This is a genomic window from Streptomyces sp. NBC_00207 (assembly GCF_045160965.1).
In the GTDB taxonomy this organism is placed as follows: Bacteria; Actinomycetota; Actinomycetes; order Streptomycetales; family Streptomycetaceae; genus Streptomyces.
Genome location: NZ_CP130715.1, coordinates 5569436 through 5592561, shown reverse-complemented (window position 1 = coordinate 5592561; position 23126 = coordinate 5569436). Strand labels below are relative to the sequence as shown.

22 protein-coding genes and 3 tRNA genes are annotated in these 23126 nt (G+C 69.1%); 5 read left to right on the top strand and 20 right to left on the bottom strand.

Annotated features, from left to right (window positions below; all coding sequences use genetic code 11):
* Positions 1 to 72 precede the first annotated feature (72 nt).
* The 9 genes from rpoB to OG472_RS26510 all read right to left on the bottom strand — a co-directional run bounded on the left by rpoB (position 73) and on the right by OG472_RS26510 (position 9395).
* Positions 73 to 3555, bottom strand: a complete 3483-nt coding sequence (gene rpoB / locus OG472_RS26550; RefSeq protein ID WP_030008451.1) for a DNA-directed RNA polymerase subunit beta — start codon at positions 3553 to 3555, stop codon at positions 73 to 75.
* 587 nt (positions 3556 to 4142) lie between these two features.
* A complete protein-coding gene (gene rplL / locus OG472_RS26545) occupies positions 4143 to 4526 on the bottom strand; it encodes a 50S ribosomal protein L7/L12 (protein WP_361753619.1) in 384 nt (127 codons plus the stop codon).
* A gap of 110 nt (positions 4527 to 4636) precedes the next feature.
* A complete protein-coding gene (gene rplJ, locus OG472_RS26540) occupies positions 4637 to 5167 on the bottom strand; it encodes a 50S ribosomal protein L10 (RefSeq protein WP_030710304.1) in 531 nt (176 codons plus the stop codon).
* A gap of 266 nt (positions 5168 to 5433) precedes the next feature.
* Positions 5434 to 6351, bottom strand: coding sequence for a hypothetical protein (locus OG472_RS26535; protein ID WP_405942134.1), 918 nt, complete (start codon positions 6349 to 6351; stop codon positions 5434 to 5436).
* 178 nt (positions 6352 to 6529) lie between these two features.
* Complete coding sequence (gene rplA, locus OG472_RS26530; protein ID WP_030710300.1) at positions 6530 to 7258, bottom strand: 50S ribosomal protein L1; 729 nt, start codon at positions 7256 to 7258, stop codon at positions 6530 to 6532.
* Positions 7259 to 7348: 90 nt separating this feature from the next.
* Positions 7349 to 7783 carry a 50S ribosomal protein L11 gene (rplK, locus tag OG472_RS26525; RefSeq protein ID WP_030710298.1) on the bottom strand — a complete coding sequence of 145 codons (435 nt, stop codon included), beginning with the start codon at positions 7781 to 7783 and terminating at the stop codon, positions 7349 to 7351.
* Positions 7784 to 7947: 164 nt separating this feature from the next.
* The gene (nusG, locus tag OG472_RS26520) at positions 7948 to 8850 is read right to left on the bottom strand and encodes a transcription termination/antitermination protein NusG (RefSeq protein ID WP_405942133.1); all 903 of its coding nucleotides are present in this window, start codon (positions 8848 to 8850) and stop codon (positions 7948 to 7950) included.
* An 84-nt stretch (positions 8851 to 8934) separates the two neighbouring features.
* Positions 8935 to 9216: a preprotein translocase subunit SecE gene (secE, locus tag OG472_RS26515; protein WP_401607427.1), complete on the bottom strand. Its 282-nt coding sequence runs from the start codon at positions 9214 to 9216 to the stop codon at positions 8935 to 8937.
* Positions 9217 to 9322: 106 nt separating this feature from the next.
* Positions 9323 to 9395 (bottom strand) — tRNA-Trp (locus OG472_RS26510).
* Between the two features lie 237 nt (positions 9396 to 9632).
* Here OG472_RS26510 and OG472_RS26505 point away from each other — a divergent pair.
* Together OG472_RS26505 and OG472_RS26500 are read left to right on the top strand one after the other, a co-directional pair.
* The gene (locus OG472_RS26505; protein WP_365482344.1) at positions 9633 to 10859 is read left to right on the top strand and encodes a pyridoxal phosphate-dependent aminotransferase; all 1227 of its coding nucleotides are present in this window, start codon (positions 9633 to 9635) and stop codon (positions 10857 to 10859) included.
* A gap of 336 nt (positions 10860 to 11195) precedes the next feature.
* Positions 11196 to 12215: an adenosine deaminase gene (locus OG472_RS26500; protein ID WP_319726601.1), complete on the top strand. Its 1020-nt coding sequence runs from the start codon at positions 11196 to 11198 to the stop codon at positions 12213 to 12215.
* On the opposite strand, the gene OG472_RS26495 is transcribed toward OG472_RS26500, so the two are convergent.
* From OG472_RS26495 to OG472_RS26450, 10 genes are all read right to left on the bottom strand, one after another.
* Positions 12205 to 12621, bottom strand: a complete 417-nt coding sequence (locus OG472_RS26495) for a hypothetical protein (RefSeq protein ID WP_401607432.1) — start codon at positions 12619 to 12621, stop codon at positions 12205 to 12207. The two genes, OG472_RS26500 and OG472_RS26495, sit on opposite strands and share 11 nt — an antisense overlap.
* A 16-nt stretch (positions 12622 to 12637) precedes the next feature.
* Positions 12638 to 13753 carry a UDP-N-acetylmuramate dehydrogenase gene (locus OG472_RS26490; RefSeq protein WP_405942132.1) on the bottom strand — a complete coding sequence of 372 codons (1116 nt, stop codon included), beginning with the start codon at positions 13751 to 13753 and terminating at the stop codon, positions 12638 to 12640.
* A complete protein-coding gene (locus OG472_RS26485) occupies positions 13750 to 14148 on the bottom strand; it encodes a DUF3291 domain-containing protein (protein WP_383573870.1) in 399 nt (132 codons plus the stop codon). Before OG472_RS26485 ends, OG472_RS26490 begins: the two co-directional genes overlap by 4 nt.
* A 110-nt stretch (positions 14149 to 14258) precedes the next feature.
* Positions 14259 to 15713, bottom strand: coding sequence for a DHA2 family efflux MFS transporter permease subunit (locus OG472_RS26480; protein WP_405942131.1), 1455 nt, complete (start codon positions 15711 to 15713; stop codon positions 14259 to 14261).
* A gap of 81 nt (positions 15714 to 15794) precedes the next feature.
* Positions 15795 to 16364 carry a TetR/AcrR family transcriptional regulator gene (locus OG472_RS26475; protein WP_405942130.1) on the bottom strand — a complete coding sequence of 190 codons (570 nt, stop codon included), beginning with the start codon at positions 16362 to 16364 and terminating at the stop codon, positions 15795 to 15797.
* 809 nt (positions 16365 to 17173) lie between these two features.
* Positions 17174 to 17602 carry a MaoC family dehydratase gene (locus OG472_RS26470; protein WP_405942129.1) on the bottom strand — a complete coding sequence of 143 codons (429 nt, stop codon included), beginning with the start codon at positions 17600 to 17602 and terminating at the stop codon, positions 17174 to 17176.
* 1 nt (position 17603) lies between these two features.
* Positions 17604 to 18056 carry a MaoC family dehydratase N-terminal domain-containing protein gene (locus tag OG472_RS26465; RefSeq protein WP_361753644.1) on the bottom strand — a complete coding sequence of 151 codons (453 nt, stop codon included), beginning with the start codon at positions 18054 to 18056 and terminating at the stop codon, positions 17604 to 17606.
* 141 nt (positions 18057 to 18197) lie between these two features.
* Positions 18198 to 18362, bottom strand: a complete 165-nt coding sequence (rpmG, locus tag OG472_RS26460; RefSeq protein ID WP_003956487.1) for a 50S ribosomal protein L33 — start codon at positions 18360 to 18362, stop codon at positions 18198 to 18200.
* A gap of 88 nt (positions 18363 to 18450) precedes the next feature.
* Positions 18451 to 18523 (bottom strand) — tRNA-Met (locus tag OG472_RS26455).
* Between the two features lie 48 nt (positions 18524 to 18571).
* Positions 18572 to 18644, bottom strand: a tRNA-Thr gene (locus OG472_RS26450).
* A 412-nt stretch (positions 18645 to 19056) separates the two neighbouring features.
* Here OG472_RS26450 and OG472_RS26445 point away from each other — a divergent pair.
* Both OG472_RS26445 and OG472_RS26440 read left to right on the top strand, forming a co-directional pair.
* Complete coding sequence (locus OG472_RS26445; RefSeq protein WP_405942128.1) at positions 19057 to 20325, top strand: amidohydrolase family protein; 1269 nt, start codon at positions 19057 to 19059, stop codon at positions 20323 to 20325.
* Between the two features lie 53 nt (positions 20326 to 20378).
* Complete coding sequence (locus tag OG472_RS26440) at positions 20379 to 21035, top strand: SDR family oxidoreductase (RefSeq protein WP_405942127.1); 657 nt, start codon at positions 20379 to 20381, stop codon at positions 21033 to 21035.
* Between the two features lie 79 nt (positions 21036 to 21114).
* Here OG472_RS26440 and OG472_RS26435 read toward each other — a convergent pair whose 3' ends face one another.
* On the bottom strand, positions 21115 to 21555 hold the full coding sequence (locus OG472_RS26435) for a DUF3574 domain-containing protein (RefSeq protein ID WP_401607451.1): 441 nt from the start codon (positions 21553 to 21555) through the stop codon (positions 21115 to 21117).
* Between the two features lie 356 nt (positions 21556 to 21911).
* On the opposite strand from OG472_RS26435, the gene OG472_RS26430 reads away from it, so the two are divergent.
* Positions 21912 to 23042, top strand: coding sequence for a hypothetical protein (locus OG472_RS26430; RefSeq protein WP_405942126.1), 1131 nt, complete (start codon positions 21912 to 21914; stop codon positions 23040 to 23042).
* The last annotated feature ends 84 nt before the right edge of the window (positions 23043 to 23126 follow it).

The following is a 23126-nucleotide window of genomic DNA, read 5'->3' as shown; positions in this document are numbered from 1 at the left end:
CGAGTCTCAATCATGGTCTGAACGGTCCCGGGGATGACGGGGGGCTCTTGAGCGAGCCCCCCGTCAGGCCCGTCAGACCTCTTCGACGCTGCTCGGCTCGCGCCGGGACAGGTCGATACCGAGCTCCTCCGCCGCGCGGAAGACGTCCTCGTCGGTGTCGCGCATCTCGATGGACATGCCGTCCGAGGACAGCACCTCCACGTTGAGGCAGAGCGACTGCATTTCCTTGATGAGCACCTTGAAGGACTCGGGAATGCCCGGCTCGGGGATGTTCTCGCCCTTGACGATGGCCTCGTAGACCTTCACGCGGCCGGTGACGTCGTCGGACTTGATGGTCAGCAGCTCCTGGAGGGCGTAAGCGGCGCCATAAGCCTCGAGCGCCCACACCTCCATCTCACCGAAGCGCTGGCCACCGAACTGAGCCTTACCACCCAGCGGCTGCTGCGTGATCATGGAGTACGGACCGGTCGACCGAGCGTGGAGCTTGTCGTCGACCAGGTGGTGGAGCTTGAGGATGTACATGTACCCGATCGAGATCGGGTCCGGGAACGGCTCGCCGGAGCGGCCGTCGAACAGGCGCGCCTTGCCGGACGGGAGGACCAGGCGGTCGCCGTCGCGGTTCGGGATGGTGTGCTCGAAGAGGCCGGCGAGCTCGTCCTCGCGGGCACCGTCGAACACGGGGGTGGCGACGTTGGTACCGGGCTCGACACGGTCGGCCCCGATGACCTTCAGACGCTCGGCCCATTCCTCGCCGAGCCCGGAGACGTCCCAGCCGCGGCTGGCGAGCCAGCCGAGGTGGATCTCCAGGACCTGTCCCGGGTTCATTCGGGACGGGACACCCAGCGGGTTCAGGATGATGTCGACCGGCGTGCCGTCCTCAAGGAAGGGCATGTCCTCGATCGGAAGGATCTTGGAGATGACACCCTTGTTGCCGTGGCGGCCGGCGAGCTTGTCACCGTCGGTGATCTTGCGCTTCTGGGCGACGTAGACGCGGACCAGCTGGTTCACGCCCGGAGGAAGCTCGTCGCCCTCCTCGCGGTCGAAGACGCGGACACCGATGACCTTGCCGATCTCACCGTGAGGGACCTTGAGCGAGGTGTCACGCACCTCGCGGGCCTTCTCACCGAAGATCGCGCGGAGCAGGCGCTCCTCCGGGGTCAGCTCGGTCTCACCCTTGGGCGTGACCTTGCCGACCAGGATGTCGCCGGCGACGACGTCCGCACCGATGCGGATGATGCCGCGCTCGTCGAGGTCCGCGAGGACCTCCTCGGAGACGTTCGGGATGTCCCGGGTGATCTCCTCGGGGCCGAGCTTGGTGTCACGGGCGTCGACCTCGTGCTCCTCGATGTGGATCGAGGAGAGGACGTCGTCCTGCACGAGGCGCTGCGACAGGATGATCGCGTCCTCGTAGTTGTGACCTTCCCACGGCATGAACGCGACGAGCAGGTTCTTGCCGAGGGCCATTTCGCCCTCTTCGGTCGCGGGACCGTCGGCGAGGACCTGGGACTCGATGATCCGGTCACCCTCGTTGACGATGACCTTCTGGTTGACCGAGGTGCCCTGGTTCGAGCGGGAGAACTTGGCGACGCGGTACGTGGTGTACGTGCCGTCGTCGTTGGCGACGGTGATGTAGTCGGCCGAGACCTCCTGGACCACACCGTCCTTCTCCGCACGGATCGAGTCACCGGCGTCGACCGCACAGCGGTACTCCATGCCGGTGCCGACGAGCGGGGCCTCCGCCTTGATGAGCGGAACGGCCTGGCGCATCATGTTCGCGCCCATGAGGGCACGGTTGGCGTCGTCGTGCTCCAGGAAGGGGATCATCGCGGTCGCGACGGACACCATCTGGCGCGGGGAGACGTCCATGTAGTCGACGTCGTCGCCGGCGATGTAGTCGATCTCGCCGCCACGACGGCGCACCAGCACGCGGTTCTCGGTGAAGCGCATGTCCTCGGACAGGCCGGCGTTGGCCTGGGCGATGACGAAGCGGTCTTCCTCGTCGGCCGTCAGGTAGTCGACCTCGTCGGTGACGACGCCGTCGATGACCTTGCGGTACGGGGTCTCCACGAAGCCGAACGCGTTGACGCGGCCGTAGGAGGCGAGCGAGCCGATCAGACCGATGTTCGGGCCTTCAGGGGTCTCGATCGGGCACATGCGGCCGTAGTGCGACGGGTGAACGTCACGGACCTCGAAGCCGGCCCGCTCACGGGACAGACCGCCGGGGCCCAGCGCCGACAGACGGCGCTTGTGGGTCAGGCCCGAGAGCGGGTTGTTCTGGTCCATGAACTGCGACAGCTGGCTGGTGCCGAAGAACTCCTTGATGGAGGCGACGACCGGCCGGATGTTGATCAGGGTCTGCGGCGTGATGGCCTCGACGTCCTGGGTCGTCATGCGCTCGCGGACGACGCGCTCCATACGAGCCAGACCCGTGCGGACCTGGTTCTGGATGAGCTCGCCGACGTTGCGCAGACGACGGTTGCCGAAGTGGTCGATGTCATCGGTCTCGACCACGATCGAACGGCCGGACTCGCCGGTCGTCTCGGTCTCGCCGGCGTGCAGCTTGACCAGGTACTTGATCGTCGCGATGACGTCATCGGTGGTGAGCACACCGGCGTCGAGCGGCTCGTCGGCGCCGAGCTTCTTGTTCACCTTGTAGCGGCCGACCTTGGCGAGGTCGTAGCGCTTCGGGTTGAAGTAGAGGTTCTCGAGCAGCGTCTGAGCGGCCTCGCGGGTCGGCGGCTCGCCCGGGCGCAGCTTGCGGTAGATGTCGAGCAGCGCGTCGTCCTGACCCTGGGTGTGGTCCTTCTCCAGGGTGGCGCGCATGGACTCGTACTCGCCGAACTCCTCGAGGATCTGCTCGGTGGTCCAGCCGAGAGCCTTCAGGAGGACGGTGACGGACTGCTTGCGCTTGCGGTCGATGCGTACACCGACCATGTCGCGCTTGTCGATCTCCATCTCCAGCCAGGCACCCCGGGACGGGATGATCTTGGCGGAGAAGATGTCCTTGTCGGACGTCTTGTCGATGGAGGAGTCGAAGTAGACACCAGGGGAGCGGACAAGCTGCGACACGACGACACGCTCGGTGCCGTTGATGACGAAGGTGCCCTTGTTGGTCATGAGCGGGAAGTCGCCCATGAAGACCGTCTGAGACTTGATCTCTCCGGTCTCGTTGTTCGTGAACTCGGCCGTGACGAACAGCGGAGCCGCGTACGTGAAGTCGCGCTCCTTGCACTCGTCGACAGAGTTCTTCGCCGGCTCGAAACGGTGGTCGCGGAAGGTCAGCGACATCGACCCGGAGAAGTCCTCGATCGGCGAGATCTCCTCGAAGATCTCTTCCAGACCGGACTTGGTGGGGACGTCCTGTCCACTCTCAAGCGCCGACTCGACGCGAGACTTCCAGGCAGCATTGCCGAGAAGCCAGTCAAAGCTCTCGGTCTGCAGCGCCAGGAGGTTCGGAACCTCGAGGGGCTCCTTGATCTTTGCAAAGGAGATGCGCAGCGGGGCGGTGCTGGCACCGTTGTTCGTATTGGTCGAGGCGTTGCGCGAGGCGGCCAAGAGGGGGTCCTTCCGAGGGCTCGGACTCACTACGCGCGTACCGGTCCCAGCAGACACAGAAGACAAGCCCCCCAAATCCAGCTGAAAGGCCAGGTCAGGGCGGATCAATCAAGTGTGCTCAAGCGTGGGCATGTCCCTGGCGACGGGCAGGGGACAGCTAACAGGCAGCGCAAAGGGTCAGTGTAGCCACTTGGCTCACTGATGTCCAGACCAGGTTTCCGGAAACCGGCAACAGGCCTTCCCCAACTCGTTCCACCCACGCAGCGTCCATCCGACCCTGCGTCCAACGCGTGCGGCTCTCGTACACAGAGCGCGTATCAGTACTGCCCTCTTCGTAGTCGATCCATGCCTCAGATCTCGGATCGAGGCGGTCGACCTCTCGACGGGTCTGAGAATTGCGCGCCGCGTCCCGTTCGTCAAGGCCCCCTGCTCCGAGCGGATCATCTTCCGACCCTGCTTCGAGGCAACGATGATCACCCTACTCCCCAACGAGACCAGGGCAAGTCAGGCACTGCGGGTACGCCAAAGGGCGACCACCCTTACGGGTGATCGCCCTTGGTTGAGGCCTCAGAGAGGCCTCAGAGGTGTTACTTGACCTCGACAGCCGCGCCGGCAGCCTTGAGGGACTCGGCGGCCTTGTCAGCGGCCTCCTTGGCGACCTTCTCGAGGACCGGCTTCGGAGCGCCGTCGACGAGGTCCTTGGCCTCCTTCAGGCCCAGGGAGGTCAGCTCACGCACGACCTTGATGACCTGGATCTTCTTGTCGCCGGCACCGGTGAGGATGACGTCGAACTCGTCCTGCTCCTCGGGGGCCTCGGGGGCAGCGCCACCGGCGGCGGGGCCGGCAACGGCGACGGCCGCGGCGGCGGTGACGTCGAACTTCTCCTCGAAGGCCTTCACGAACTCAGAGAGCTCGATGAGGGTCATCTCCTCGAACTGGGCGAGGAGGTCGTCCTGAGAGAGCTTCGCCATGATGGGCGATCCTTCCACTAATTCGGCAGGTGCCGGATGTATATAGAGGCGGGCGTAACGGCCCGCTACGACCCACGCACTAGGCGGCGTGGATCAGTGCGCGAGCCGAATTACTCGGCACCGCCCTGCTCGGCGAGCTTGACGCGAAGCGCTTCCGCGGTGCGGACGAACTTCGACGGCAGCGCCTGGAAGAGCGAGGCAGCCTGAGACTGCTTGCCCTTGAACGCGCCGGCCAGCTTGCTGAGCAGAACCTCGCGGGACTCGAGGTCCGCAAGCTTCTTGATCTCATCGGCGGTGAGCGCCTTACCATCAAGGACACCCGCCTTGATGATGAGATTCGGGTTGTCCTTGGCGAAGTCACGCAGGCTCTTCGCCGACTCCACCGGGTCACCGGTGATGAAGGCGACCGCGGTCGGACCAGCGAAGTGCTCGTCCAGCGCGGTGATCCCGGCCTGGTTGGCCGCAATCTTGGTCAGCGTGTTCTTCACCACGGCGTACTGGGCGTTCTCACCGAGCGAACGACGCAGCGTCTTGAGCTGCGCGACGGTGAGACCCCGGTACTCGGTCAGCACGGCGGCGTTCGAGCTCTGGAACTGGTCCGTGAGCTCGGCTACCGCGGCAGCCTTGTCGGGCCTTGCCATAGAGCGTCGGCCTCCTTCCGGGTGATGAGGACCGCTCAGAAGGGGCTGAACAAAACGAAACGCCCCGGCGCAAGCGCACGGGGCTGAAGCTCAACCGAATCACTCCGGGAGCTTTTCCACGAACACCTGCGCAGGACGTCCGCACTCAGCGGATCCTTCGGCCGCCGCACCCTTGCGGGGCACGGCAACGACCAGCGGTCTTTGGCTTCTCCGGAAGAGTACGTGAAGGCGTCCAGTCGAGGCAAATCGCCTCAGGCCCGGCCGTCTCAGGAGCCGCCGAGACCGCCCAGTCCGGCGTCCCGCAGCGTCTTGTCGGCTTCCTTCAGGTCGTCGTCGGCGTCCTTCAGCTTCTGATCGGTCTCCGCGAGGGACTCGTCGACGCCCTTCAGGACGTTCTCGAAGGCGATGACCTGGTCGGCCGGCGGCGGCTGGACGGCGGGGGCGGCGCCGAAGTCGGAGAACTTCGCCGTGGTCTTCGAGGTGCCGTTGGCGTCCGTGCTCACGCTGTCGACGCGGACGGGGTAGCCGTCCTTGCCGATCCACAGGTCGACCTCGAAGGTCTTGACGTGCTTCACGGCCTCGCGCAGGTACTGGCGGTTCTTCTCGTCCATGACCTTGGTGGACTCGTCCGCCTTGAGCAGGTCCTCGTTGGTGAGGCTGCCCTTGTAGTGCTGCGCGTCGATGCCGTCGGTCTTCTCGGCGCCGACGTGCTTGAGCTTCTCCTGGCCCAGCAGCATCGCGAGGTACTCGGCCGGGTCCTCGTTCAGCCGGATCCCCGGCTTCCCGTCCTTGGCCAGGTTCATCCGCATCCAGGACTTGCCCCCCACGGGCTTGTCCGTCCGGGTGTAGACGAGGTCCCCCATCATGATCGACCGGGTCTCGGGCTCCTCGCCCTTCATGACCACGTCGTGACTGGCCGGGTACCAGCCCTTCGTGCCGGACTGGCCGCTGGTCTTGCCGTCCTGCCCGACCGTGGACAGCTCCGCCTTGGCGAACTTGGCTGCCACCGTCTTCAGGTACGACGCCTTCACCGCCTCCACGGGCGAGCTCGCCTTCGCGTCGCCCCCGCCGGCCTTGCCGCCGCCCGCGTCGGCCTTCGTGCCACCGCAGGCCGTGAGGCCGCCCACGAGCAGTGCGGTACCCGCCATCGCGATACCGGCCCGGGTCCGGACAGCCTGGTGCATCTGGTTCTCCCCCATGATCGTGCGTCGAATTCAAGGCGACCCTACGTTCCCCCTCGACGGGATCTCGCCTCCATTACGCCCGCGACGCGCGCCTGTGGCCCGAAACACGGAAACGGGCCCCTCGCCGCCCTGTGAAGGGGGCGAGGGGCCCGTTCAGCCACTCAGTGAGCCATCAGGCTCAGACAGCAGCCGGGTCTTCCTCGACGAGGAGGTTCCGGGTGCGGTTCGAGTCCAGCTGGATGCCGGGACCCATCGTGGTGCTCAGGGCGGCCTTCTTGATGTAGCGGCCCTTCGCGGCGGACGGCTTCAGACGAAGGATCTCGTCCAGGGCCGCGCCGTAGTTCTCGACCAGCTGCTCATCGGAGAAGGAGACCTTGCCGATGATGAAGTGCAGGTTCGAGTGCTTGTCGACGCGGAACTCGATCTTGCCACCCTTGATCTCGGTGACAGCCTTCGCGACGTCCATCGTGACGGTGCCGGTCTTCGGGTTCGGCATGAGGCCACGGGGACCGAGCACGCGGCCGAGGCGGCCGACCTTGCCCATGAGGTCCGGGGTGGCCACAACGGCGTCGAACTCGTTCAGGCGGTTGCCCTTGGCGATCTCGTTGATCAGCTCGTCGTCGCCGACAATGTCGGCGCCGGCGGCTTCCGCGGCCGCAGCACGGTCACCGGTCGCGAAGACCAGGACCCGGGCGGTCTTGCCGGTGCCGTGCGGGAGGTTCACGGTGCCACGCACCATCTGGTCGGCCTTGCGCGGGTCGACACCCAGGCGGAAGGCGACCTCGACGGTGCTGTCGAACTTGGTCGCGGAGGTCTCCTTGGCGAGACGGACGGCCTCGAGCGGGGCGTACAGCTTCTCCCGGTCGACCTTGGCGTCCGCAGCGCGGAGAGTCTTGCTGCGCTTCACTTCTGCTCCTGTGTTTTTTCTTCAGGCGTGGAGTCGTGGTGCGGACCAGCGCTTGGTCCTACCACTGGTGGTGCTGGAGGGGGGGCTGGATCAGCCTTCGACGGTGATGCCCATCGAGCGCGCGGTGCCGGAAATGATCTTCACGGCGGCGTCGATGTCGTTGGCGTTCAGGTCGGGCATCTTCAGCTCGGCGATCTCCTTGACCTGGGCAGCCGTGAGCTTGGCGACCTTGGTCTTGTGGGGCTCGCCGGAGCCCTTCTCCACGCCCGCGTGCTTCAGGATGAGGCGCGCGGCCGGCGGAGTCTTGGTGATGAAGGTGAAGGAACGGTCGTCGTAGACCGTGATCTCCACCGGCACGACCATGCCACGCTGCGACTCGGTCGCGGCGTTGTAGGCCTTGCAGAACTCCATGATGTTGACGCCGTGCTGACCGAGCGCGGGGCCGACCGGCGGAGCCGGGTTGGCCGCACCGGCCTTGATCTGGAGCTTGATGAGCCCCGTGATCTTCTTCTTCTTGGGAGGCATTGCTCTCTCCGGGTCCTAGTGAGAGTTTTTCGCCGCCAACCGGTCATCCGGATGGAGGCATACCGCACCACGATAACGGGTATCGGTGCGGGGCTGAAAACCGAGCAGGTCAGACCGCCCTTCACGGGGCGATCTGACCTGTCCGGAAGCGTTGTCTCAGAAGATCAGTTCTTCTGGATCTGGTCGAAGCTGAGCTCGACCGGGGTCTCGCGACCGAAGATCTCGACGAGGCCCTTGACCTTCTTCGAGTCCGGGTTGATCTCGTTGATCGTCGCCTGCAGCGTCGCGAACGGGCCGTCGGTGACGGTGACCGAGTCGCCGACCTCGAAGTCCAGGACCTCGATGGTGCGCTTGACGGCGGGCGCCGGCAGACCGGCGGCCTCCGCGGCGGCCTTGTCGGCCTTCTCCTTGGCCTCCGGCGCGAGCATCTTGACGATCTCGTCCAGGGTCAGCGGGTACGGGTCGTACGCGTTGCCGACGAAGCCGGTGACGCCAGGCGTGTTGCGGACGACGCCCCAGGACTCGTTCGTCAGATCCATGCGGACGAGAACGTAACCGGGCAGCTTGTTCTGCCGGACGTTCTTGCGCTCGCCGTTCTTGATCTGGACGATCTCTTCCTCGGGCACCTCGGCCTGGTAGATGAACTCCTCGACGTTCAGCGAGACGGCACGCTGCTCCAGGTTGGCCTTCACGCGCTTCTCGTAGCCGGCGTAGGTGTGGATCACGTACCACTCGCCGGGAAGCAGGCGAAGCTCGTCGCGCAGGGCCTGGACGGGGTCGACGGGCTCGACCGGGGCGGCCTCTTCGGCCTCCTCGTCGGCCTCGGCCTCGACGTCAGCCTCGACGTCGTCGGCGGCCTCTTCGAACTCGGCGTCGTCCTCGATCTCGGCGTCGGCCGCGATCTCGTCCTCGACGTGCAGCGCGGCCTCCTCGGCGGCGACACCCGCCTTGGCGTCGGCGTGCTCGGCCTCATCGGGGTCCACAGCGTCTGCCGCCTCGACGATGTCGAGCTCGTCCTCGACGGACTCGACGGAGTCGTGGCTCGCGTTCAGGTTCGGGTCAGACACGGTGGCTGCTTCTTCCTGGATACAAAAGGTGGTGGAACATGCGAAAACGGGCGACACCCATCAAGGCGCCGCCCTCCGCGGGGATCAGCCGAAGACGAACTTGATGGCTTTTTCAAACCCAAAGTCAATCACGGTCACGATACCGATCATGATGACGACGAAGACAATCACCACGGTGGTGTACGTCGTGAGCTGATTACGAGTGGGCCAGACAACCTTGCGGAGTTCCGCGACGATCTGGCGGTAGAAAAGCGCGAGCCGGCCCAGAGGACCCTTCTTGCCGCGCTTGCCGCCCTTGCGGGCCTTCTTCTCGCGCGTCTCGTCCTCGGCGTCAGGCATGTCGATGGAGCCCAGGGCGTCCGTCACGTCTCTCACCTGAATCCGGGTCGTGGCCGTACCGCGCCCGGTTGCGCCGCACGGCGTTGCATCTAAGTACGTACCTGCGCACACACATCCGAGAAGGAGTGTGGAGCAGGGCCGGAGGGACTCGAACCCCCAACCGCTGGTTTTGGAGACCAGTGCTCTACCAATTGAGCTACGACCCTTTGCGTCCCCCAACCTACCGCATCCGAGCGAGTGCACGGAGTGCTCGCGCTCTGCAGCGGCTGGTGAGGTCCAACGACAGGTGAGTGTACGTGAACCGGGCCCTGACGTCGAACAGCGCCCGGGCTGACATGGTCCGGTCGCCGTCCGGAGGGTGTCCGTCCCATCTCCCGGGCTCGTCCGGTCCGATGACTGAAACGGTGTGCGGCGCTTCTTTGCCGTCTGGGACGATTGCTCGCATGACCTCTGCAACGCCTTCCTCCGAGCGCCGGGTGTCCGCCCGTATCGGCGCCATCTCCGAGTCCGCCACCCTCGCCGTCGACGCCAAGGCCAAGGCCCTCAAGGCCGCCGGGCGCCCGGTGATCGGCTTCGGTGCCGGTGAGCCCGACTTCCCGACCCCGGACTACATCGTCGAGGCCGCGGTCGAGGCCTGCCGCAACCCCAAGTACCACCGCTACACGCCGGCCGGCGGCCTGCCCGAGCTGAAGGCCGCGATCGCCGCCAAGACCCTCCGCGACTCCGGCTACGAGGTCGAGGCGTCGCAGGTCCTGGTGACCAACGGCGGCAAGCAGGCGATCTACGAGGCCTTCGCGGCCATCCTGGACCCGGGTGACGAGGTCATCGTCCCGGCTCCGTACTGGACCACCTACCCGGAGTCCATCCGTCTCGCCGGCGGTGTCCCGGTCGAGGTCGTCGCCGACGAGACCACCGGCTACCGGGTCTCCGTCGAGCAGCTGGAGGCCGCGCGCACCGAGCGCACCAAGGTCGTCCTGTTCGTCTCCCCGTCCAACCCGACCGGCTCGGTCTACAGCGAGGCCGACGCCCGCGCGATCGGCGAGTGGGCGGCCGAGCACGGCCTGTGGGTGCTCACGGACGAGATCTACGAGCACCTCGTCTACGGCGAGGCGAAGTTCACCTCGCTGCCGGTCCTGGTCCCGGCCCTGCGCGACAAGTGCATCATCGTCAACGGCGTCGCCAAGACGTACGCGATGACCGGCTGGCGCGTGGGCTGGGTCATCGCCCCGCAGGACGTCATCAAGGCGGCGACCAACCTGCAGTCGCACGCCACCTCCAACGTCTCCAACGTGGCCCAGGTCGCCGCGCTGGCCGCCGTCTCGGGCAACCTCGACGCGGTCGCGGAGATGCGCAAGGCCTTCGACCGCCGCCGCCAGACGATGGTGAAGATGCTCAACGAGATCGACGGCGTCTTCTGCCCGACCCCCGAGGGCGCGTTCTACGCGTACCCGTCGGTCAAGGAGCTCATCGGCAAGGAGATCCGCGGCAAGCGCCCGCAGAGCTCCGTCGAGCTCGCGGCCCTGATCCTGGACGAGGTCGAGGTCGCGGTCGTGCCCGGCGAGGCCTTCGGCACCCCGGGTTACCTGCGCCTGTCCTACGCCCTGGGCGACGAGGACCTGGTGGAGGGCGTCTCCCGCATCCAGAAGCTCCTGGCGGAGGCCAAGGCCTGACGCGGCCCGCAGCACGACCTGGGCGGCGGCACCCCTGAGGGTGCCGCCGCCCAGGCGTTTCCGGCCCCGCCGGGCCAGATCCGGCCCCGCCGGCCTTTGAGGCGCTCTTTCAGCCCCGCCGGCGCTTGAGGCGCTCTTTCAGCCCCGCCGGCGTTTGAGGCGCGGGGTCCGGGGCGGAGCCCCGATCTTCAGCCCCGCCGGCGTTTGAGGCGCGGGGTCCGGGCGGCGCCCGGAAGGCACCCGCGCAGCGGATCCGCGCCCGTTCACGCGTTCGCGCAAGCCCCCGATCGGTAAAACCCCCTCCCGCCGAGCGCAGCGGTACGGCAGGATCACCAGATGGAGCACGCACGCGATCTCACGCTTCTGCCCAAGGCCCACCTCCACCTGCACTTCACCGGGTCGATGCGGCCATCGACCCTGCTGGAGCTCGCCGACAAGTACGGCGTGCGCCTTCCCGACGCCCTGACGGCCGGGGAGCCGCCCAAGCTCCGCGCCACCGACGAGCGCGGCTGGTTCCGGTTCCAGCGGCTCTACGACGCCGCCCGCTCCTGCCTCCGCGAGCCCGACGACATCCGCCGCCTCGTCCGCGAGGCCGCGGAGGAGGACGTACGGGACGGCAGCGGCTGGCTGGAGATCCAGGTGGATCCCACCTCTTACGCGCCCCTGCTGGGCGGGATGATCCCGGCCGTCGAGATCATCCTCGACGCCGTCGACGCGGCCTCGCGCGAGACCGGCCTCGGCATGCGGGTCCTCATCGCCGCCAACCGCATGAAGCACCCCCTCGACGCCCGCACCCTGGCCCGCCTCGCCGTCCGCTACGCCGACCGCGGGGTCGTCGGCTTCGGGCTCTCCAACGACGAGCGCCGCGGCATGGCCCGCGACTTCGACCGGGCCTTCGCCATCGCCCGCGAGGGCGGCCTCCTCGCGGCCCCGCACGGCGGCGAGCTCACCGGCCCGTCGTCGGTCCGCGACTGCCTCGACGATCTGCACGCCGCCCGCATCGGACACGGCGTACGGGCCGCGGAGGACCCCCGGCTGCTGAAGCGGCTCGCCGACCGGCAGATCACCTGCGAGGTCTGCCCGGCCTCCAACGTCGCCCTCGGGGTGTACGAGCGGCCCGAGGACGTCCCGCTGCGCACCCTCTTCGAGGCCGGGGTGCCGATGGCGCTGGGCGCGGACGACCCGCTGCTCTTCGGGTCCCGGCTCGCCGCCCAGTACGAGATCGCCCGCCGCCACCACGGTTTCACGGACCCGGAGCTCGCCGAGCTGGCCCGCCAGTCCGTCCGCGGTTCGGCCGCGCCCGCCGACGTGCAGGAGAAGCTGCTGGCCGGGATCGACCACTGGCTCACCGGGTGAGCCGCAGGTCCCCCTCGTAGCAGTCGGCGCGCACCCGGCGCCCGTCCTGGAAGCCGATCTCGAGGTGGGTGCGGCCCTGCTCGGGCACCGCGAACTCGGCGACCGAGGCGACGGTCTCGCCGAGGTGGCGCAGGAAGGGGTGATCGCCGAGGTCCTCGCCGACCTCGATACGGCCCCACTCCCCCATGTCGTAGGGCTCGTGGGGTGCCGCGGACTCGACGATGAGGCACTGGTCGGACCCGGTGGTGATGCGGATCGAGTCGCCGACGCTGTCGATCAGCCAGACGTCGAGGGGCGCCTCGGAGCGTTCGCCCTCGCTGATGTGCCAGGACGCTACGACTCTGCTGAGCGTGCGGCCCACGAGGCGGGTGGGGTCCGTACCGGCCCCGTGCAGGGGACAGAGCATGGGCGGCCGGGGCTCCTCAGATGCTGACGCCGACCGTCACCGGCTCGTTGACGAGGGTGACGCCGAAGGCCGCGTGGACGCCCGCGACGACCTCGCGGGCCAGGGCGAGGAGGTCCTCGGTGGTGGCCTCGCCCCGGTTGGTGAGGGCGAGGGTGTGCTTGGTGGAGATGCGCGCGGGGCCGGTGCCGTAGCCCTTGGTGAAGCCGGCCTTGTCGATCAGCCAGGCCGCGCTGGTCTTCGTACGGCCGTCGCCGGCGGGGTAGGCGGGCGGGGCGGTCTCGGGGCCGAGGCGGTCCTGGACGCGGGCGAGGAAGGCGGAGTACGCCTCGTCGGTCAGGATCGGGTTGTGGAAGAAGGAGCCGGCCGACCAGGTGTCGTGGTCGGCGGGGTCGAGGACCATGCCCTTCCCGGCGCGCAGGCGCAGCACGGTCTCGCGGGCGGTGGCGGCCGGGACCCGGTCGCCGGCCCCGACGCCGAGGGCGCGGGCGGTCTCGGGGTACTTGATCGGTGCGGAGAGGCCGCCCGCGTCCTCCAGTGCGAAGCGCACGCGCAGGACGACGTACCGCTCGGGCTGGTCCTTGAAGGTGCTGTTGCGGTACCGGAAGGCGCACTCGGCGGCGGTCAGCGTGACCGTCTCGCCGCTGGTGCGGTCGTAGGCGAGGACCTCGGTGATCGTGTCGCAGACCTCCTGGCCGTACGCCCCGACGTTCTGGATGGGCGTGGCGCCGGCCGAGCCGGGGATTCCGGCGAGGCACTCGATACCGGCGAGGCCGGCCTCGACGGTGCGGGCGACGGCGTCGCTCCAGTTCTCGCCGGCCGCGAGCTCCAGGGTGGTGCCGTCCAGGACGAAGCCGGTGGTCGCGATGCGCAGGGCGGTGCCGTCGAAGCCCTGGTCGCCGATGACCAGGTTGCTGCCTCCGCCGATGACGAGGAGCGGGGTGCCGCTCTCGTCCGCGGCGCGCACGGCGGCGACGACCTCGGCGTCGGTGGTCGCGGTGACCAGGCGGGCGGCGGGGCCACCGAGACGGAAGGTGGTCAGCGGGGCGAGGGGGGCGTCGTGGAGTTCCTGCACGTGGACAAGAGTACGGTCCGCGCCCCTCGCATCCCTGCGGGGCCACGGACCGTGACTCACGAGGCGGCCTTCTGTTCGGCCAGCCGGCGCTCGGCCTCCTCCCAGCCGATGGGCAGCTCGGAGGCGCGCACGGTCCAGAAGGTGAAGGCCGATTCCTTCATGTGGGCGCTGGCGGCGCGGGAGCTGGAGCGGTGGGGCTCGCTGCCGGCGAAGCGGTAGAGCGCGTCCCGGTCCTCCCACGCGGAGAGGGTCAGGAAGGTGCGCCGCAGGACCCGGGCCCGCAGGGCGACCCCGTGGGCGCCGGAAGCCTTGCGGATCTGCAGGACGATGCCGGGGGTCTTGAGGAAGAACCTGACGGCGCCGGCGAGGGTGGCGGTCTCGAAGCGGGAGGCCATGACGTAGACCTCGGCGTCGGGGGATGCCTGGGTGGGGGTGGACCAGGGGATGTCGGGCATGGCGGCGCTCCTTCACGATGAGTCGTACGGATCTTCGTGCGCGGGCGGTGCTGCGGTTCTCCCGGCCGGCCCCTGCGCGGGCCCCGGCCGGCGAGCGGGGTCGGGCACGGTCAGCCGCCGGCGGGCACCTTCTCGGGTGTCGCGACCGCCCCGGCGGCGACGGCGGGGACCGGGGAGGGCTTCGCCCGGCGCGGCAGGAGCAGGGCGAAGGCGGCGGCCAGGGCGACGGCGCCGGCGCCGATCCACAGGGCGGGGATGGTGCCGTCGGTGAAGGCCTGCGGGGATTCGTAGCCGCCCTGGGCGGAGAAGACCGAGGCCAGGACGGCGACGCCGAGGGCTCCGCCGACCTCGCGCAGGGCGTTGTTGGTGCCGGAGGCCCTGCCCTGGTCGGCGGGGGCCACGGTGGACATCAGGACGTTGGCGGCTGGGGCGAAGTAGAGGGCCATACCGATCCCGCTGAGGATCAGCGGCGGCAGCTGGGCGGCGTACGAGACGTCCGTGCTCAGCACCGCCGCGAACCAGCCGAGGCCCAGGGCCTGGAACGCCAGGCCGGCGGCGACGACGGGACGGCCGCCGATGCGGTCGGAGAGGATCCCGGCCAGCGGCGCGACGATCATCGGCATTCCGGTCCAGGGGAGCATGCGCAGCCCGGCCTCGGTGGGCGAGTACCCGGCGACTCCCTGGAGGAACTGGCTGAGCAGGAAGATCGAGCCGAACATGCCCAGGAACATCAGCAGGCTGGCGATGTTGATCCCGAGGAAGCCGCGGTTCTGGAAGAGCCGCATGGGCAGCATGGGGTTGGCGTGGGTGAAGCCGTGGTGGATGAAGCCGCCGACGAGCGCCGCTCCGACGATCAGGCCCGTGAGGACCGTGGCACTGGTCCAGCCCTCGGAGTTGGCGTTGACCAGGGCGTAGACGATGCCGAAGAGGCCGCCGCTGATGAGCAGGGTGCCGGGGACGTCGAGACGGGCGCCCGGGGCGGTGGACTCGGCGAGCCGCAGGCGGGCGAGCGGGATCAGCGCCAGGCCGATCGGGACGTTCAGCCAGAAGATCCACTGCCAGGAGATGTGCTCGGTGAGACTGCCGCCGATCAGGGGGCCGCTGGCGACGGCGAGGCCGGTGACGGCGCCGTAGATGCCGAGGGCCATGCCGCGGCGGGCGGCCGGGACGGCTGCGGTGAGCAGGGTGAGGGTGAGCGGCATCATGATCGCGGCGCCGACGCCCTGCACGGCGCGGGCGGCGATCAGCGCGTCGATGCCGGGCGACAGTGCGGCCGCGGCGGAGGCGGCGGTGAATATCGCGAGGCCGGCGATGAAGAGCCGGCGGCGGCCGAAGCGGTCGCCGAGGGCGGCGCCGAACATCAGGAGGACGGCGAAGGTGAGCGTGTACGCGTTCACCGTCCACTCCAGGTCCTCCAGCCGGCCGCCGAGGTCCTCGCGGATGGCGGGAAGGGCGGTGGTGACGACCAGGTTGTCGAGCGCGGCCATGAAGCTGGCCACGCCGGTGAGGACGAGGGCCCAGACGGCGGGCCCCCGGAGCTTGGTGTCCGTGTCGTGCGTGTTCACGTTTCCCCCTCAGGATAGTTAGTTATTGCTGACTAACTTTTGTGGACATGAAGGCGCGCACCGACAGGACGCGCCCCGGCATCACGCCTCCAGACGGCCCGTGGCACGCGCCGACGGGTAGAGACCCTCCCAGACCCGGTGCTCGGGCGGGAACCCCATGGCGGCCAGGGTGTTGATCAGCATCCCGTACGCCAAGAAGGTCGTGGTCTCGCCGACGTCCCCACCGAGGGGCGCGTGGACCGTGTCCCAGAGCTCCATCCAGCCCTTGCGCACGAGCTCGCCGAGCTCGTGGTCCCCGGCCGCCTCGGCGGCAGCGACGGTGACGTACATCTGGAGCTGCATCTGGAGCTTGTCGGGATCCTCGGCGATCAGCCGGGCATAGGCGTTCGCCATGGCAAGGGTCGCCTCCTCGCCGTGCAGCCCTTCGGCAGCCTCGGCGAAGACCGCCCGCGTATCCCTCAGACAGCGCTCGGCCGCGGCGAGGAAGATGGCGGACTTGTTCGGGAAGAGCCGGAAGAGATACGGCTGCGAAACACCCACCCGCTTGGCGATCGCCTCGGTGGAGGTCCCGTAGTAACCACCGCGAGCGAACTCGTGCATCGCCGCACGAATCACACTCTCCCGCCGCTCATCTGCACTCATCCTTGCCATGCAGCAAAGTTAGTACTCAATCACTAACTTCGTCAAGGGCCGGTCCCGGGCTTCGAGAGGAGCAAGGCGAGGGACCGCACGGCGAGGCAAAACGCTCCGGCGCAGCCCGGGCACCCGCGGCCGACCGAAGGTCGCCGTCACGGAGAAACGCACACGGAGGGGCGGCGCGGCCTGCGCCCAGCCCCAGACGGGTCGCAGCCGCTGAGCCCTGCGAACCGCGCACCGACCAGAGGCGGCTCATATCCAGCCCCAGACGGCCGACCACCGCCGAGCCGCGCGAACTGCGCACGATCGGAGGCGGCTCATGCCCGCCCGCAGACGACCGACAGCCGCCGAGCCGCGCGCACCGCGTACCGATCGGTGGCGGCTTATGTCCCACCCGCAGACGGCCGGCAGCCGCCAAGCAATGCGATGTGCGCAGCGACCTGATGCGCCCCCGACCGGGCCGGAGGCCACCAACGCGCCCGTCCCTGCCTCGATCGCCCGGCCCGTTCTTTCGGGCTTTCCCGGCTGTCTTCGATTTTCCGTGGCGGGACGGTCGGTCAAGGGTGGCCGCAGGCCATCGCGTAGCGACGCGACGAAGGAGCGCCCTTGAGGGGCCGTCCCGCCACGGATGACGATGGGACCGACGGGAAACCCGCCCCATCGGAGGCGAGCCCGCACGGACAGCCCCAACGGCGGCCCCAACGGCGGGTCCCAGCGGCGGACCCCAACGGCGGGCCCCAGCGGCCGGCAGCTCAGCAGCTCAGCAGCCAAGCGCCAGCCCCCAGGCCCCAGGCCCCCGCCAAGGCACCCACCCGCCACCTCGCTCAGGCCAGTTCGACCACCGCGCGCGACATGCCCAGGACCTTCTGGCCCGCGCTCATGGCCGTCACGTCGACCCGGACGCGGTTGTCGTCCAGCTTCGCGGCGACCTTGGCGGTGACCTCGATCAGCCCGCCCTGGTCGTCATTCGGGACCACGACGGGCTTGGTGAAGCGCACGCCGTATTCGACGACCGCACCCGGGTCGCCGACCCAGTCGGTGACCACGCGGATCGCCTCGGCCATGGTGAACATGCCGTGCGCGATCACGTCCGGCAGTCCGACCTCCTTGGCGAACTTCTCGTTCCAGTGGATCGGGTTGAAGTCGCCCGAGGCGCCGGCGTACTGCACGAGCGTGGCGCGCGTCACGGGGAAGGACGCCGCCGGCAGCTCGGTGCCGACCTCGACGTCGGCGTACTGGATGTGCGATGCCATGTCAGGCCTCCTCGGGGGCGCGGGAGACGAGCTTCGTCCACGCCGTCACCACGTGCTCGCCGGTCTCGTCGTGGACCTCGCCGCGGATGTCGATGATGTCGTTGCCCGCCATCGACTTCACGGCCTCGATGGTGGAGGTCACAGAGAGCCGGTCACCCGCGCGCACCGGCCGGGAGTACGCGAACTTCTGGTCGCCGTGCACGACGCGGCTGTAGTCCAGACCCAGCTGCGGGTCCTCGATGACCTGGCCGGCCGCCTTGAAAGTGATGGCGAACACAAAAGTCGGCGGCGCGATCACATCGGAGTAGCCGTACGACTTGGCGGCTTCGGGGTCGGTGTAGACGGGATTGGCGTCACCCACCGCAACCGCGAATTCGCGGATCTTCTCCCGGCCGACCTCGTACGGATCGGTGGGCGGGTAGCTCCGCCCCACGAAGGACTGGTCGAGAGCCATGCTCACTACCTCCTGTTGAAGGGACACGAAAGACACAAGAACAAGAAGAAAGACAAAGGCGGGCACGGAAACGACACAAGGCCGCCCCCCAATGAAGGGGACGACCTCATGACGGTGCCTGTATTTGAGACTTCGCTGGGGTCAGCGGGTCTCGCGGTGCGCGGTGTGCGAGTTGCAGCGCGGGCAGTGCTTCTTCATCTCAAGACGGTCCGGGTTGTTACGCCGGTTCTTCTTGGTGATGTAGTTCCGCTCCTTGCACTCCACGCAGGCCAGCGTGATCTTCGGGCGGACGTCGGTGGCAGCCACGTGAGTGCTCCTTGACGGAAATTGGGACGGATGAACGCATACAAGAGTAGCCGACCGGGAGACCGACCCCGCAATCGGCTACTGTGTGTAGCGGCGACCGGACTTGAACCGGTGACACAGCGATTATGAGCCGCTTGCTCTACCGACTGAGCTACGCCGCTTTGATGTGATCAGCTCCCCACCCGAGGGTGGGGAACCTCTCTCACCAGAGCCCCAATGCGGAATCGAACCGCAGACCTTCTCCTTACCATGGAGACGCTCTACCGACTGAGCTATTGGGGCGAGCGATGAAGACATTACACGGTTGCCCGCCGATCGCCCAAATCCTTTGCGGGGACCGGGCTCCGAGGGGGTCGCGCGGCCCTTCCCGATCAACCCACCGACCACTCCCACCCCATCTTTCGACCGGAATGTGTGCGGGCTCACATCCACGCGGACGCCGAACGAGGCGGGTCGGCCTGCTCCGTGCGTGCCCACGCACGCCGAGGCGTACGGGCACCACACCGAGGCGTACGGCACCACACCACCGCGTACGAGCACCTCACCGGTGCGTACGGGCACCACACCGGTACGACTATTGCGCTCTTCCGTGAAGCGGGGTGCGCCGCGCCCTAGGCTCTGAGCACGCTGCGTGATCTTGGGCCGTGGGCCGCGGCCGGGGCCCAGGAACCGCCCGAGCCACCGCAGGAGCGCGATGTCCGACAGCCAGCCGCAGCAGCCGTTCCGGTCGCCCCGTAGTGGCAACGGCAACGCGGCCGCAGCCGAGGCCACCACCCTGCTGCTCGCCGGGGCCCGCCTCACCGACGGCCGGACCGTCGACGTCCGCCTCAGCGGCGGCCGGATCCAGGCCGTCGGCACCGCAGGCAGCCTCCCCTCCCCCACGCTCTCCCGGGTCGACCTGGGCGGCTACCTGCTGCTCCCCGCTCCCGCCGAGCCGCACGCCCACGGGGACACCGCGCTGACCGCCGACGGCGAGGGGCCCGTCTCCTACACGCCCGACGAGGTCCAGCGCCGGGCCACCGAGGCGGCCCTGCTCCAGCTCGGCCACGGCGCCACCGCCGTGCGCTCCCACGTGCGGATCGGGGACGTGCACGGCCTCGGCCCCATGGAGGCCGTGCTCCAGGCCCGGCGCTCACTGCGCGGCCTCACCGACCTCACCGCCGTGGCCGTCCCCCGGCTGCTGACCGGGGTGGCCGGCGCGGACGGGCTCGCCATGCTCCGCGACGCGGTCAAGATGGGCGCCTCCGTGATCGGCGGCTGCCCGGACCTGGACCCGGACCCGACGGGCTTCCTCGAAGCCGTCCTGGAACTCGCCGCCGAGCACGGCTGCCCCGTGGATCTGCACACGGACGGTGACGATCCCGGCCGCCTCGCCCGGCTCGCGGCGATGGCCGGCGGGCTGCGCCCCGGGGTGACCATCGGCCCCTGCGGCGGTCTGTCCCGGCTCCCCCTGGACGCGGCGGCCCGCGCCGCCGACCAGCTGGCCGCGGCCGGCGTACGGGTGACCTGCCTGCCCCAGGGCGACTGCGCGGCCCTGGAACGCCGCGGCCTGCGCACCGCGCCCGTACGGCTGCTGCGGGCCGCCGGCGTGCGCGTCGCGGCCGGCAGCGGGGCACTGCGGGACGCCGGGAACCCGGTCGGCCGCGGCGACCCGCTGGAGGCCGCGTACCTGCTGGCCTCGCAGGGCGGGCTCCGGGCGGGCGAGGCCTACGAGTCGGTCAGCTCCTGCGCCCGCGAGGCCATGGGCCTGCCGGAGGTGCGGGTGGAGGCCGGCTTCCCGGCGGAACTGCTCGCCGTGCGCGGGGACCGGATCGCGGGTGTGCTGTCCCTCGCGTACAGCCGGATCGTGATCCACCGCGGGCGGGTGGTAGCCCGTACGAGTGCCGTGCGGGAGTACTGCGACTCCGCGGTCGCGGTGGCGCTCGACCTGCCCCGGCAGGGCCGTACGGAGCCCGGTCCCTGAAGTTCGCCGTGCGTTCGCGGGCGTGGGCGCCCGGCTCGTCGTACGGTCGGGGCATGCGCATCGTCATCGCGGGTGGACACGGTCAGATCGCGCTGCGGCTGGAGCGCCTGCTCGCCGCGCGCGGATACGAGGTCGCGGGCATCATCCGCGACCCGGCACAGGGCGACGACCTCAGGGAGGCGGGCGCCGAGCCGGTGCTCTGCGATCTGGAGTCGGCCTCGGTGGAACACGTGGCCGGGATCCTGCAGGGCGCGGACGTGGCGGTGTTCGCAGCGGGCGCGGGCCCCGGCAGCGGCATCGGGCGGAAGGACACCGTGGACCGGGGCGCGGCGGTGCTGTTCTCCGATGCGGCCGAACGGGCCCGTGTGCGGCGCTTCCTGATGGTCTCTTCGATGGGCGCGGACGCGCACCACGGAGGTGACGAGGTCTTCGACACCTATCTGCGGGCCAAGGGCGAGGCCGACGACCACGTACGCACCCGGCTGGGCCTGGAGTGGACCGTCCTGCGCCCCGGCTCGCTGATCGACGACGCCGGGACGGGTCTGGTCCGTCTGGAGGCGCAGACGGGCCGTGGGGCCGTTCCGCGCGACGACGTGGCGGCGGTGCTGGCCGAGCTGGTCGAGACCCCGGCGACGGCGGGCCTGACGCTGGAGCTGATCTCCGGTTCGACCCCGGTCCAGGTGGCCGTCAAGGACGTGGCGGGCAACTGACGGCCGCCCCGACGGCCACCCGGGCTGTGGTTCGGGTGTGGTTCAGGCGATGGTTTCGCACGGTGGTTCGGACGGTGGCTCAGAACCCGGCACTGACCTTGTCGTCGGACCGCCCGACCGAGTCCTGCTGGTACCGGTCCTCGTAGGCCTGCCGGATCCGCTCGATGCGCGTGCTGCGCTCGTCGGCCTCCTTCTCGGGGTACAGCAGGACCACCTCGTACGAGGTCTCGCGGACGGTCTTGCCGTCCTTGCCCCGCCACTGGCCGTACCCGTCGTGGAGGGTCAGCCCCTCGGGGAAGGCGGGGGTGATCTCCGCATCCAGGAACCGCATGAACTCCCGCTCCTCGATGGGGCCTCGGCCACCCGGGCGTTCGGTGCCGAAGTACAACCGGGTCTCCTGGTACGGCTCCCCCACGTCCGTGTGCAGGGCCGCTCCCATCAGAGCCGGAATCCCCGCGCCGAGCAGGGCGACGAGCACCCCGCCGCCGACCTTCCCCCGTGTATCAGATGTCCACTTCACTCCGGGTGAACGAACAGGAGCCCGCGACGATGCGGTCGATGGGCCGACGGTGGGCCGCTGTCGGCACCACCGTGATCGGCCGGCGTCCCGCCCCGGGAATCGACGCGGAACGGGGGCTCGGTGCGCAGTGCCGGGGGACGAACGGGCGACCGCCATTCGAATGGAATCTCAGAGCGTCCGCACCAGGGTGCGGGAGATGACCCGACGCGAGCGATACCACTCGTACGTCTTGCCGGGCTCCATGATCAGGTTCCTCCTCCTCTCCACGTGCAGGGAGAGGAGAAGGAGGGCTGCCCGGCTTGTAACCGAGAGGAAGGGCATCGATGAAGAATCGTCTCGTACTCGCTGGATGTGCCGTGGCGGCAAGCGTGGGCATGTGCATGGCGGCGTCGCCGGCCATGGCGCAGGCGCCGAACAAGGTGAGCATCGCCTGTGGCGATGTCGCCGCGCTCATCGCCGCCGTCGAGCAGGCGAATACGGATGCCGCGGGCGGCACGATCAACCTGGCCAAGGACTGTGCGTACCGCTTCGTGGACGACTTCGGCGATTCGGGCAATGCCCTGCCGTCCATCACCGGGAACGTCGCGATCGTCGGCCACAACTCGACCCTGATCCGCTCGGTGACCGGCGGCAGCCCGCTCTTCCGCCTCCTCTCGGTGGACGAGGGCGGCACCCTCACCCTCAAGGGCCTCACCGTGACCGGTGGCCGTACCGACGGGAACGGCGCCGGCATCGCCAACGCGGGCACCCTGCGCCTGGAGGACAGCAAGGTCGCCGGAAACCAGACCGGCGGGAACGGCGGCGGCATCTCCAACGAGGGCGGTGACGTCACCCTCGTCGACACCGAGATCCTGACCAACGTGGCCGCGTCCGCCACGGAGGTCCCGGGGAACGGCGGCGGCCTCAGCAACAGCGCGACCGGCACCCTCACGCTCCACAAGAGCACCGTCGCCGGCAACACGGCGGACGAGAACGGCGGCGGCATCCAGAACGAGGGCGAGCTGAAGGTCGAGCACGGACTCATCACGAACAACGAGGCCCGTGACGGCAACGGCGGCGGCATCAACAACCTGGGCACCGCGAAGATCAAGCACACCAAGCTCATCGAGAACTGGGCCGGTCTGAACGGCGGGGCCGTCAACAACGCCGCGGGCGGGACGCTGGAGATCAAGCAGTCCGCCCTCGCCAACAACAAGGCGGGCAACGACGGCGGCGCCGTCAACAACGCCGGCACCGCGACGCTGAAGAAGACCAAGGTCGAGTCGAACTCGGCCGGGCACGACGGCGGCGGCATCAACAACGCGGAGGAGGCGGGCGGCGACGTCACGCAGCTGACGCTGGAGCACACGACGGTGGCGGAGAACCGCGCCGCCAACGCCGGCGGCGGCATCAACAACCAGCCCGACGCCGTCGTGACCCTCAAGGAGAGCAAGATCGTCAAGAACCTGCCCGAGAACTGCGCCGGCGCGGTCCCCGGCTGCTCCTGAGGCCCCACCACGGCGCTGAAGGCGGCGCGGCCGTAGCCCCGTGGTCCCGGCGTTAACGAGGAAGCCCCCCTGGTCTGCGTTTCC